The sequence below is a fragment of the Actinomadura keratinilytica genome (genome assembly GCF_039539665.1).
Classification (GTDB): Bacteria; Actinomycetota; Actinomycetes; order Streptosporangiales; family Streptosporangiaceae; genus Spirillospora; species Spirillospora keratinilytica.
The window spans coordinates 1-11,850 of record NZ_BAABDO010000040.1 but is presented as its reverse complement, the minus strand read 5'-3'; the positions used below and the strand labels follow the sequence as shown (position 1 = coordinate 11,850).

The following is an 11,850-nucleotide window of genomic DNA, read 5'->3' as shown; positions in this document are numbered from 1 at the left end:
TGCTCCTCGGGGTCGGTGTCGGGGCGGACGGTCAGCGGCGCTGGTCGAACCTGCGGCCGAGCAGCTCGGAGGCGATGCGGATGCGCTGCATGGCGGGGGTGCCGCCCGCGATGGCCCAGCCGTGCGCGTCGCGGTGCAGGCGCTCGATGCCGTACTCCTCGGTGTAGCCGTTGCCGCCGTGCAGCTGCATGGCCAGGTCGGTGACGCGCTTGGCCATCTCGTTGGCGGCGCACTTGGCCAGCGAGGTCTGCAGCGGGTCGGGCAGGCCGGTGCCGGCGCCGGCGGCGGCGCGTTCGACCAGCAGCCGGGCCGCCTCCACCTGCAGCAGCATGTCGGCCAGCGCCAGCTGCACGGACTGGAACTCCGCCAGCGGCTTGCCGAACTGCTCGCGCCGGCACACGTACTCGCGGGTGCGGTCCAGTGCGGCCTGCCCGATCGCCAGGCTCATGGTGGAGTTGCCGAGCCGCTCGATGGCGAACACCCCGAACAGCCTGCCGAAGCCGCCGGCGGGCACGACGACGTTCTCCTCGGGCACGCGGACGCCGTCGAGGATCACGTCGGCGGACGGGATGCCGCGAAAGCCCATCAGCCGCTCGGGCCGGCCGAAGCTCAGGCCGGGCATGCCCTTCTCCACGACGACGGCGCCGATGCCCTTGGCGCCGGGCGCGTCGCTCATCCGGCAGTACAGCAGGTAGCGGTCGGCCTCGCCGCCGTTGGAGATCCAGCGCTTGACGCCGCTCACGACGTAGCCGCCGTCGACGCGCTCGGCGCGGGTGCGCATGTCGGTGGCGGCCGACCCGGCGTCCGGTTCGGAGATCGCGACCGCCATGGTGCTGTCGCCCCGGATGATCGGCGGCAGCCAGCGCGCCCGCTGCTCCTCGGTGCCCAGGTGGTTGATCACCTGGGCGGGCCCGGTGTTGGCCTCGAAGATCTGGAACGCCGCCGGCCGGGACACCTTGGCGAACTCCTCGATCACCGCCAGCGCCTGCGGCAGCGGGGCGCCCGCGCCGCCGAACCGCTCGGGCAGCGCGATGCCGAGGAAGCCCAGCTCGCCCAGGCGGCGCCGTTCGGCCACCGACACGGGGGTGCGGGCGACGTCGCGTTCTCCGGCCGACGGGCCGAACACCTCGGCCGCCACGCGGGCCGCCAGCTCGCGGATCTCGTCGATCTCGGGATGCTCGGCAACGGCAGTCATGGAACCCGCCTTCTCCCTAGTAATGATGAACCTTGTCTGTGGGCGAGCGGCGGTCAACGGCGCTCGTGGACATACTGATGCATATCATGATAATCAATTGACATGCAGCAGGGACACCCGCCGACCGAGGCCGTCATCGTCGACGCGGTCCGCACCGCCGGCGCCCGCGGCCGCCCGGGCGGCGCGCTCGCCGACGTCCACCCGGTCGACCTCCTGGCCCAGACGTTCACCGCGCTCTTCGCCCGCACCGGCCTCGACCCCGCCCTCGTCGACGACGTGCTGGTGGGATGCGTCTCGCAGGTCGGCGAGCAGTCGGCCACCCCCGGCCGGATGGCCTGGCTGGGCGCCGGGCTGCCCGCGCACGTGCCCGCCGCCACCATCGACCGCAAGTGCGGATCCAGCCAGCAGGCCCTGCACTTCGCCGCGCAGGCCGTCAGGTCCGGCTGCCAGGACGTCGTCGTGGTGGCCGGCGTGGAATCCATGAGCAGGGTTCCGATGGGCTCGGCCCGCGCGGGCGCCGACCCGTACGGCACCGCGGTCGCCGACCGCTACGCCCCCGGCCTGGTCCCGCAGGGCGTCGCCGCCGAACTGGTCGCCGCCCGCTGGAAGCTGGGCCGCGACGAGCTGGACGCCTACGCCGTCCGCTCGCACCGCCTGGCCGCCGCCGCGCGCGACTCCGGCGCGTTCGACCGCGAGATCACGCCCGTCGACACCCCGGCGGGCCCGTTCGCCCGCGACGAGACGATCCGCCCCGACAGCACCGCCGAGCGCCTGGCCGCGCTGCGGCCCGCGTTCGCCCGCGACGACCTGGCCGCCCGCTTCCCGGAGATCGGCTGGCACATCACCGCCGGCAACTCCTCGCAGATCACCGACGGCGCCGCCGCCCTGCTGGTGATGAGCGCCGCCCGCTGCGCGCGGCTGGGCCTGACACCGCGCGCCCGCATCCACGCGATGGCGGTGTGCGGGGACGACCCGCTGCTGATGCTCACCGCGCCCATCCCGGCGACGCACCGCGTCCTGCAACGCTCCGGGCTGACGCTCGCCGACATCGACCACATCGAGATCAACGAGGCGTTCGCGTCCGTCCCGCTGGCCTGGCTGGCCGAGTTCCCCGACGCCGACCCGGACCGGGTCAACCCGCGCGGCGGCGCCATCGCCCTCGGCCACCCGCTCGGCGCGTCCGGCGCCCGCCTGGCCACCACGATGCTGCACGCCCTGGAGGACGGCGGCGGCCGCTACGGGCTGCAGCTGATGTGCGAGGCGGGCGGCATGGCCAACGCCACCGTCATCGAACGCCTCTGACCCCGCCCGCCGACCCCGCCCGCCGACCCCGCCTTCCCGCCCGCCCCCGACCACCGCGAAACGGAGACACCCGCGTGGACGTCAAAGGAACATCGGTCATCGTCACCGGCGGCGCCTCCGGCCTGGGCGCGGCCACCGCGGCGCGGCTCGCCGAGCGCGGCGCCCACGTGGTCGTCCTCGACCTGCCCGAGTCCGCCGGCCAGGCCGCCGCCGTCCGGATCGGCGGCACCTTCGCCCCCGCCGACGTCGCCGACCCCGCGGGCGTGCGGGCCGCCCTCGGCGCCGCCGATGCCGCCGCGCCGCTGCGCGCCCTGGTGCACTGCGCGGGACGCGGCGGGCCGGTCCGGCTCGTCGGCCGCGACGGCTCCCCCGGATCGCTGGAGACCTACGAGCGGATCGTGCGGATCAACCTGATCGGGACGTTCAACGTGCTGCGGCTGGCGGCGGCGCGGATGGCCCGCAACGAGCCCGTCGGCGGCGAACGCGGCGTGTGCGTGCTGACCGCGTCGGTCGCCGCGTGGGAGGGGCAGATCGGCCAGATCCCCTACGCGTCGGCCAAGGCGGGCGTGGTCGGCATGACGCTGGTGGCCGCGCGCGACCTGGCGTCGCGGCTGATCCGGGTCGCCACGATCGCGCCCGGCCTGTTCGACACCCCCATCCTGGCCCGCCTGCCCGAGGACGTGCGCGCGTCCCTCGGCCGGAGCGTCCCCCACCCCAACCGGCTCGGCGTCCCCGACGAGTACGCCGCGCTGGCCCTGCAGATCATCGAGAACAAGATGCTGAACGGCGAGACCATCCGCCTGGACGGCGCGCTGCGCATGGCCCCCCGCTGACCGCGGCATCGGCAGAGGAGACCGAAGATGAGCCAGACCGCCGGCGCCGAGCCGGAACTGCTGGTCGAGGAGCGCGGCCCGGTGCTGGTGCTCACCATGAACCGGCCCGCCGCCCGCAACGCCGTGACGCGGAACATGGCGCACCGGATCGCCGAGGCGCTGGACCTGCTGGACGCCCGCGCCGACCTGGCCGTCGGGGTGATCACCGGGGCGGGCGGGACGTTCTGCGCCGGCATGGACCTCAAGGGGTTCGCGCGCGGCGAGCGGCCCGTCGTGGAGGGGCGCGGCCTGGCCGGGCTGGTGCAGCGGCCGCCGCGCACCCCGCTGATCGCCGCCGTGGAGGGGTACGCGCTGGCCGGGGGCTTCGAGATCGCCCTGGCCTGCGACCTGATCGTGGCGTCGCGCGCGGCCACGTTCGGGCTGCCGGAGGTCAAGCGGGGCCTGACGGCGGCCGCCGGGGGCCTGCTGCGGCTGCAGCGGCGGGTGCCGTACCACCTGGCGATGGAGCTGGCCCTGACCGGGCGGTTGTGGCCCGCCACCGACGCCGCCGAGGTCCGCCTGGTCGGCCGGCTCACCGACCCCGGCAAGGCCCTGGCCGGGGCGCTGGAGCTGGCGGCGGAGATCGCCGCGAACGCGCCGCTGGCGCTGGCGGCGTCCAAGCGGGTGCTGGTGGAGTCGGCGGACTGGACGCTGGAGGAGCAGTTCGCCCGGCAGGAGGAGATCGTCGCCCCGGTCCGCGAGTCGGCCGACGCCAAGGAGGGCGCGCGGGCGTTCGTGGAGAAGCGCGCCCCGCGCTGGACCGGCTCCTGAAAGGCGGCCCCGCAGGCCCGCCGCCCGGGGGCCGTGCGCGCCGTCAGCGCCAGCCGACGACCTCGTTCATCAGCGCGGGCTGCTTGCGCCGCACGTAGGTGGCGTACTCCTGCATGTGGTCGCGCATCAGCTTCTCGGCCGCGTCGGCGTCGGAGTCGGCGATCGCCTGCGCGATGGCGGCGTGCGCCTCGCGCACCTTGGCGCGGCGGGCCTTGGGGAAGAACATCCCGCTGACCCGGTCGTGGAAGATGTGCCCGAGCGAGGCGCTGTAGAGGTTGAGCATGCCGTTGCCCGACATGGACGCCACCAGGCGGTGGAAGTCGCCGCTGTGGCTGAGGTAGCCGGCGTCGTCGTCCAGCGGCGTGCCCTGCGCGATGCTCCGCAGCAGCTCGACCTTGTCGGGCTCGCGGCGCTCGGCGGCCAGCCGCGCCATGACCGGCTCCATCACCAGCCGGGCCTCCATCAGCTCCCGGAAGGTCATCCGCGCCGCCTGGAAGTACAGCGACGCCATCCGGCCGAAGGCGGCCGCGCTGACCTCGGCGACGATCGGCCCGCCGCGCGGACCCGGCTTGATCGAGATGAGGCCGTGCACCTCCAGGATGCGCAGCGCCTCGCGCAGCGACCCGCGCCCGACGCCGTACTCCTCGATCATCTGCGCCTCGGACGGCAGCGGCGTGCCCGGTGCCAGCCCCTCCGCGCCGATCTTCCGCACGATGTCCTGCGCGATCGCCTCGCCGACCTTCACCCCCCGTTTGATATGCGGCTGCGCCACGTCGTCCCTACCCGTCTTCCGCAATCAATGACAACCATCATTATGGTCTATAGGAAGCCCCGGTACGGCATCGCGGCGGCCCGGCCGCCGCCTTTACGCTGTAGATCACAAAGCGCCGTCCCGGGCGGGGCCCGGGACGGCACGCGGCGGCGCGGCGGGGGCGCTCAGCCGGCGCGGCGCTCCACCGCCGCCTCCGGAAGGCGCCTGGCCAGCGGGCCGGGCAGCCACCAGGCGCGCCGCCCCAGCAGCTGCAGCACGGCGGGGACGATCAGGCAGCGGATGACCGCCGCGTCCAGCAGGATCGCGACCGCCAGGCCCAGGCCGAACTGCTGCAGCATCCGGCTCGGGCTCAGCACGAACGCGGCGAACACCACGATCATGATGGCCGCGGCGGCGGTGATGACCTGGCCGGTCGCGGCGAGGCCCTCGCGGACGGCGCGCCCCGGGTCGCCGGTGGCGGTCCACCGCTCGTGGATGCGCGCCAGCAGGAACACCTCGTAGTCCATGGACAGCCCGAACACGATCGCGAAGATCATCACCGGGATGTACGCCTCGATCGGGCCCGGCGGCACCCCGAAGCGGCCGTGCTGGAACACCAGCGTGATCGCGCCCAGCGCGGCGGCGATGCTGAGCAGGTTGAGCAGCGCCGCCTTGACCGGGATCAGCAGCGAGCGGAACACGACCGACAGCAGCAGCGCCGACAGGCCCACCACGATCGCGACGAACAGCGGCAGCCGCGCGGCGACGGTGTCGGCGAAGTCCTGGGTGGCGGCGGTGGGGCCGCCGACGTGGAACCCGTCGGGCAGCACGTCGGCGCGCAGGGTGTGCACGAGGTCGGCGGTCCGCTCGTCCTGCGGCGCCGCGTCCGGGAAGACCAGCAGCGTGTGCACCGCGCCGTCGCGGGACGGCAGCGGCGGGGTGGCCGCGGCGACGCCGTCGGTGCGGGCCAGCACCTGCTGCACGCGGCGCGCCTCGTCCGCGCCCGTCTCGCCGACGACGACCAGCGGCCCGTTGAAGCCGGGCCCGAAGCCCTCGGCGAGCAGGTCGTAGGCCCTGCGGGTGGTGGACGAGGCCGGGTCGTTGCCCGCGTCGGCGAAGCCCAGGCGCATGTCCAGGGCCGGCGCCGACAGCGCCAGCAGCGCGGCGAGCGCCACCAGCAGGGCGGGCAGCGGACGGCGCTGCACTGCCGCGGCCAGCCGCCGCCAGCCCGCGCCCGGCTCCCTGCCGCGCGCGGCGGCCCGCTCGGCGCGCCTGCGCACGTGCCGCCGGATGCGCCCGCCGAAGAAGCCGAGCAGCGCGGGCAGCAGCACCAGCGCGGCGAGCATGGTGACCAGCACGGTCAGCGCGACCGCGACGGCCACGCCCTGCAGCGCGCCGAGGCCGAGGGCGACCAGGCCCAGCAGCGCGATGACGACGGTGCAGGCGGCGACGAACACGGTGCGGCCCGCGGCGTCCAGGGCGCGGCGCGCGGCGTCCGCCGGCCCGGCGCCCTCCAGCAGCTCGTGCCGGTAGCGGTGGAACACCAGCAGCGCGTAGTCCACGCCGACGCCGAGGCCGACCAGCATGAGGATCGGCGGGGTGAAGTCGGCGACCGTGGCCAGGTGCGAGGCCAGCCCGATCAGCCCGATCGCCGACCCGACCGCGAACAGCGCGGTCAGCAGCGGCAGCGCGGCGGCGACCAGCGAGCCGAACAGCAGCACGAGGATCACCAGCGCGGCCAGCATGCCCGCGCCCTCGGCGCCGCCGCCGCTCTCCTCGGCGCCGCGCGCCGCGTCTCCGCCCACCTCCACCTGGAGCCCCCCGGCCGCCGCCGAGGACGCGGCCGGGGACGCCGCCGACCGCGCGGTGTCGACGATGCGGACGACGTCGCCGCGCGGGACCTGCTCCGCCTTGCCGGTGAGCGCGACGGTGGCGTACCCGACGGTGCCGTCGCGGGAGATCGCGGCGCGGTCGTCGTAGGGGGCGCGGACGGCCGCGACGCCCGGCAGCGCGGCCACCCGCCCGAGCATGTCGCGGACGCGGCGTTCGGTGTCCGGCGCGCGCAGCCCGCCCGGCGCCTTCAGCACGATCTGCAGGGCGTCGCCCGCCTGCGCGGCGCCGTGCTCGGCGAGCAGGTCGCCGGCCCGCTGCGACTGGGTGCCGGGCAGGGTGAAGTCGTTGCGGTAGTCGGTGCCCGCGACCTGCGCGGCGACGGTGACGGCGGCCAGCACCAGCGCCCACAGGCCGAGCGCGATCCAGCGGCGCCGGTACGACCAGGCCGCCAGGCGCCCGAACACTCCGGTCGTCACCGGCGGCCCCTGTTCTCCCGGACGGCCACGCGCACGCCCACGAACGCGCCGACGACCGCCAGCAGCGGCGGCAGGCCGGCGAACACCGCCAGCAGGGCGGGCGTGTCCTCCACGTCGAGGGTCACGCCGAGGACGAAGTGGCAGAACGCGGCGAACGCCTCCGTCGCGAAGAAGCCCCCCGCACCGCCGACCAGGAAGCCGACCACGGCGGCCCCGGCCCTGCTCGCCGGCGAGGGAGCGGATCGGTTGTCGTTCATGCGCCCAGGCTGCCGCCGCGGCACGGCGGCGCGCATCGGCCGCGGGGCGCCGCCCCGGTACCCCGTTTGTTGCGTGCGCCCGCCGCGGCCCTACACCTCAGGTTGCGGCGGCGCGTCAGCCGGCCCAGCCGGGGCGCACCAGGCCGCTTTCGTAGGCCAGCACCACCAGCTGCGCGCGGTCGCGCACGTCCAGTTTGGTCATGATGCGGCTGACCTGGCTCTTCACCGTGGCCGGGCGCAGCTGCAGCCGCTCGGCGATCTCGTCGTTGGAGCGGCCCCCGGCGACCAGCTCGACGATCTGGCGTTCGCGCGGGGTGAGGGCGTCCAGCCGCGGGTCCGGGTCGGGCGCCGCCCCGCGGGCGGCGTACTCGGCGATGAGCCGCCGCGTCACCGACGGGCTGATCAGCGCGTCGCCGCGGGCGGCGACCCGCACCGCGCGCGGCAGCTCCTCCGGTTCGGTGTCCTTGACCAGAAAGCCCGCCACGCCCGCGCGCAGCGCGCCGTAGACGAACTCGTCCAGGTCGAACGTCGTGAGGATCACCACGCGCACCGCCGGGTCGGCGGCGGCGATGCGGCGGGCCGCGGCCAGGCCGTCCATGCCCGGCATCCGGATGTCCAGCAGGACCACGTCGGGCTTCAGCTCGCGCGCCGCCGCGACCGCGCCCGCGCCGTCGGCGGCCTCGCCGACGACGGCGATGTCGGCCTCGTCGTCGAGCAGGGAGCGGAATCCGGCGCGCACCAGCGCCTGGTCGTCGGCGAGCAGCACCCGGATCATCGGTCCGCCCCGTACGGCAGCCGCGCCCGCACCCGGAACCCGCCGCCCGGCAGGGGCCCGGCGGTCAGCTCGCCGCCCAGCGCCCGCGCGCGCTCCCGCATGCCGCGGATGCCGGTGCCGTCCCCGCCCGCATCCGCGGCGGCGCCCCTCCCGTCGTCCTCGACCTCCACCAGCAGGTCCGCCGCACCGTAGCCGATCCGGAAGGCGACGCGGCGGGCGGCGGCGTGCCGGGTCACGTTGGTGACGGCCTCCTGCAGGATGCGGTAGGCGGCCAGGTCCACCCCGGCGGGCAGCGGACGCGGGTCGCCCTCGATCCGCACCTCGGTCTCCAGCGACGCCAGCTCGGCGTGCCGGACCAGGTCGTCCAGCCGGTCCAGCCGCCCGGCGGGCGCGGTGCCCGGCGCCTCGTCGACGGCGCGCAGCACGCCGATCGCGGCGCGCATCTCGCGCAGCGTGTCGCGGCTGGCCTCCTTGATCACGCTGAGCGCCCGGCCCGCCTGCTCGGGGTCGCGGTGCAGCCGGTGCAGCGCGGTGCCCGCCTGCACGTTGATCATCGACAGGTGGTGGCCGACGACGTCGTGCAGTTCGCGGGCGATGCGCAGCCGTTCGTCGGTGGCGCGCCAGCGCGCCTCCTCCTCGGCGCGCCGCACCGCCGCGCGCAGCGCCTCCTGGCGGCCGTGCCGGACGGCGCCGAGGGCGACCAGCGCCACCACCCAGCCGGTCAGCATGATGATCGCGACGCCGTTGACGTCCTCGTTGCCGGCCAGCGTGCCGAGCCCGACGGCGATCACCAGGACCGCGCCGAGCGCCGCGGCGGTGCGCACCCGCCCGCCCGCGGCGACCATGTACAGCGCCAGGACCGTCACGACGATCAGCGGCCCGTCGACCGGGCTGAGCACGTAGTACGCGCAGGTGGCCGAAAGCGCGTACAGGCCGCCGGCCAGGGGGCGGCGCCGCAGCAGCGGCAGCGTGCCGCACACGCTCAGCACCAGCAGCCCGTCCACGGCCGCCCGCCACGGCGGATGGGCGGGGGCGCGCAGCCACATCGCGACCGTGCTCCCGGCGACCAGCACCGCCAGCGCGGCGGCCGCCGCCCCGTGACGAGACAGCATCACCCCAGCATAGGGAGACGATCAGCCGCGTTCCGCCGCGCGGCATTCGGTGGCCGCGTCGGCCAGCAGGCCGAGGCCGATGCCGAGCAGCCAGACGTCCTTGCTGACGCCGATGCCCTCCCGGCTGGGCCAGACGCTGCCGGGTTCGCGCAGGCCGGGGGCGCGCAGGTAGAACGCGACCAGGGAGCCGCCGAACCCGGTGAGGGCGGCCCCCGCCAGGGCGCTCGGCACGAACGGCGCCAGCAGCGCGGCGCCGGTGGCGATCTGCCCGGCGGCCAGCAGGCGCAGGAACCGGCGCGGCGGGACGTCGCGCAGGAACGGGAAGGCGGCGGCCGCCATGCCGTGCGTGGCCGCGGCCTGCCTCTCGTCCCCCTTCCACAGCTCCAGCCCGCTGTGCAGGATGTACGCGCCGCTGGCCAGGCGGCCCGGAACGGTCCTCAGCTTCACCGCATCCTCCTTGTGGACGGACGGTCGGGCATGCGATGGGGGGCCGGGGCGCGTCCGGGGCCGGGCCCGGCCGGGTCAGGCCGATGCGGACGCGCGGGCGGAGGCGACCAGTTCGCGGGTCGCGGGGGCGACCTCCCGTCCGAACGTCCGCAGGAAGGCGGGGTCGTCGGCCATGGCGATGAAGCCGCTGACGCCGTACTCCAGGGTCAGCTCGGCCAGCTGCTCGGCCCACCGCGCGGGCGGTCCGCTGAACGGCTCCTCGCCGCCGGCCCCGAACCGGCCGCCGATGTTGAGCAGGCGGCGCACCGCGGCGGGGTCGCGCCCGGCCGCGGCGGCGGCCTCGTCGATGACCGCGTTGCCTTCGGCAAGACTGCGCACGCCGTCCAGGTACGGCAGCGAGGGCAGCCACCCGTCGGCCTTGCCGCCGACCAGGCGCAGCATGCGGGGCTTGTAGGCGCCCAGCCAGATGCCGATGTCGTGGGCGGGGGCCGGGCCGCGCTTGGCGCCGTCCACCCGGTAGTGCGCGCCGTCGATCCGCAGCCGCGCGGTGTTGCCGGCGTCCCAGATGCCGCGGATGACGTCGATGGCCTCGCCGAGCGCGTCGACGCTCTGCGCCGGGGTGAGGCCGGGCCCGCCCATGGCCTCGACGGCGTCCCGGAACCCGCCGGCGCCCAGGCCGAGCTCGAAGCGGCCGCCGCTGAGCAGGTCGAGGCTGGCCGCCGCGCGCGCCAGCACCGCGGGGGGCCGCAGCGGCAGGTTCAGCACGTTGCCCGACAGGCGGACGCGCTCGGTGCGCGCGGCCACGTAGGACAGCAGGGTCCAGGTGTCGAGGAAGCGCGGCTGGTAGGGGTGGTCCTGGAACGTCACCAGGTCGAGGCCGGCGGCCTCGGCCTCCTGCGCCAGGTCGAGCACCCGTTTCGGGTCGGCGCTGCCCGGGGTGATGAACGCGCCGAACATGAGGTCGTGGCCGTAGTCGGTCATGTCTCCCCCTCACTCCCGCCGCGCCGACGTCGTCGTCGCACGGCCCTAAGGTGACCGGACGTGCCGTGGAACCGCGCGCCCCGGGACGGTATTCCGCTTGCGGCGTGTGGGAAACGACGCATGTTGATCTACCGGGTGCGACGGCATTCTTGACATTCGTCTTCTTGATCACCTTGGTTCGCCGCGCCTAGCATCCTGACTGGTCGGTGACGGTGCGGGGGTCGGCGGGGCGACATCTTCGGGGGCGAGTTGACCAGGGACACGGGGCCGTGACGCGGCCGCGGGCAAGCGGCGGGCGCACCGCGCGGGCACCCGCCCGACGGCTCGGCCACCGGATCGGCCTGATGGCGGGCGGCGCGGCGGTCGGCGTGCTGGCGGGTGCGGCGCTGGGCCACCGGGCGGTGCACCGCTGCGGCCGCCTGTGCCGGGGGCGGGCCGACGAGGTCGCCCTGGCCGTGCAGCGCGAACGCCGGCGCATCGCCCGCGAGCTGCACGACGCGGTCGGCCACGGGCTCGTCGTCATCGCCATGCACTCGCGGCGGCTGCCCGCGGTCAGCGCGCAGGCGCAGTCGGTGGCCCGGCTGATCGACGAGACCGCGCAGGCGACGCTGCGGGACATGCGGCAGATCATCGGCACGCTGCGCGGCGCCCCCGAGCCCGGCGGCTGGCTGCTGTCGCAGCGGGCCGCCGAGCTGATCGGGCGGATGCCCGACCGGCGCGCGGTCGAGCTGGAGGTGACCGGGCGCGAGCCCGCGCTGCCGCTCGACCTGCGCACCACCGCGCTGCACATCGTGCAGGAGAGCCTGGCCAACGCGCTCAAGCACGGCGGCGGCAGGCTGCGCGTGCTGATCGAGTACGGCGACGAGCTGCGCATCACCGTGACCAACGAGGGCGGGCGGCCGCCCGGGGAGGGCTGGGCCGGTCCCGGCGGGCAGGGGCTGCGCGGCCTGGTCGAGACGGTCACCGCGCGGGGCGGCTCGTTCACCTTCGGGCGCCCGCCCGGCGACGGCTTCCTGGTGCGGGCCCGGCTGCCGCTGCCCGCCGCGCGCCGCCCGCCCGGCGCCCCGGCCGGCCTCCC

12 protein-coding genes are annotated in these 11,850 nt (G+C 76.0%); 4 read left to right on the top strand and 8 right to left on the bottom strand.

What is annotated here, in order from left to right; genetic code table 11:
* Positions 1 to 31: 31 nt before the first annotated feature.
* A complete protein-coding gene (locus ABD879_RS15225) occupies positions 32 to 1,195 on the bottom strand; it encodes an acyl-CoA dehydrogenase family protein (RefSeq protein WP_345021904.1) in 1,164 nt (387 codons plus the stop codon).
* 102 nt (positions 1,196 to 1,297) lie between these two features.
* Here ABD879_RS15225 and ABD879_RS15220 point away from each other — a divergent pair, with 102 nt between their 5' ends.
* The 3 genes from ABD879_RS15220 to ABD879_RS15210 all read left to right on the top strand — a co-directional run bounded on the left by ABD879_RS15220 (position 1,298) and on the right by ABD879_RS15210 (position 4,140).
* Positions 1,298 to 2,497 (top strand): thiolase family protein, encoded by a 1,200-nt coding sequence (locus ABD879_RS15220; protein WP_345021901.1) that lies wholly within the window; start codon positions 1,298 to 1,300, stop codon positions 2,495 to 2,497.
* A 74-nt stretch (positions 2,498 to 2,571) separates the two neighbouring features.
* The gene (locus ABD879_RS15215) at positions 2,572 to 3,330 is read left to right on the top strand and encodes an SDR family NAD(P)-dependent oxidoreductase (protein WP_345021899.1); all 759 of its coding nucleotides are present in this window, start codon (positions 2,572 to 2,574) and stop codon (positions 3,328 to 3,330) included.
* Between the two features lie 27 nt (positions 3,331 to 3,357).
* Positions 3,358 to 4,140, top strand: coding sequence for a crotonase/enoyl-CoA hydratase family protein (locus ABD879_RS15210; protein ID WP_345021897.1), 783 nt, complete (start codon positions 3,358 to 3,360; stop codon positions 4,138 to 4,140).
* A 43-nt stretch (positions 4,141 to 4,183) separates the two neighbouring features.
* Here the strand turns inward: ABD879_RS15210 and ABD879_RS15205 are convergent, their stop codons facing one another.
* From ABD879_RS15205 to ABD879_RS15175, 7 genes are all read right to left on the bottom strand, one after another.
* Entirely contained in the window at positions 4,184 to 4,912 is a 729-nt protein-coding gene (locus tag ABD879_RS15205) for a FadR/GntR family transcriptional regulator (RefSeq protein ID WP_345021895.1), read from the bottom strand.
* Positions 4,913 to 5,076: 164 nt separating this feature from the next.
* Positions 5,077 to 7,200, bottom strand: a complete 2,124-nt coding sequence (locus tag ABD879_RS15200) for an MMPL family transporter (protein ID WP_345021893.1) — start codon at positions 7,198 to 7,200, stop codon at positions 5,077 to 5,079.
* Positions 7,197 to 7,457 carry a hypothetical protein gene (locus ABD879_RS15195; RefSeq protein WP_345021891.1) on the bottom strand — a complete coding sequence of 87 codons (261 nt, stop codon included), beginning with the start codon at positions 7,455 to 7,457 and terminating at the stop codon, positions 7,197 to 7,199. The genes ABD879_RS15200 and ABD879_RS15195 overlap by 4 nt, the downstream gene beginning before the upstream one ends.
* A gap of 115 nt (positions 7,458 to 7,572) precedes the next feature.
* The gene (locus tag ABD879_RS15190; protein WP_345021889.1) at positions 7,573 to 8,232 is read right to left on the bottom strand and encodes a response regulator; all 660 of its coding nucleotides are present in this window, start codon (positions 8,230 to 8,232) and stop codon (positions 7,573 to 7,575) included.
* A complete protein-coding gene (locus ABD879_RS15185; RefSeq protein ID WP_345021887.1) occupies positions 8,229 to 9,344 on the bottom strand; it encodes a sensor histidine kinase in 1,116 nt (371 codons plus the stop codon). Before ABD879_RS15185 ends, ABD879_RS15190 begins: the two co-directional genes overlap by 4 nt.
* Before the next feature lie 21 nt (positions 9,345 to 9,365).
* Entirely contained in the window at positions 9,366 to 9,791 is a 426-nt protein-coding gene (locus ABD879_RS15180) for a hypothetical protein (RefSeq protein WP_345021885.1), read from the bottom strand.
* Between the two features lie 75 nt (positions 9,792 to 9,866).
* The gene (locus ABD879_RS15175; RefSeq protein ID WP_345021883.1) at positions 9,867 to 10,772 is read right to left on the bottom strand and encodes an LLM class flavin-dependent oxidoreductase; all 906 of its coding nucleotides are present in this window, start codon (positions 10,770 to 10,772) and stop codon (positions 9,867 to 9,869) included.
* 269 nt (positions 10,773 to 11,041) lie between these two features.
* Here ABD879_RS15175 and ABD879_RS15170 point away from each other — a divergent pair.
* Positions 11,042 to 11,850: sensor histidine kinase (locus ABD879_RS15170; RefSeq protein ID WP_345021881.1), on the top strand; the 809-nt coding region annotated here is incomplete at its 3' end.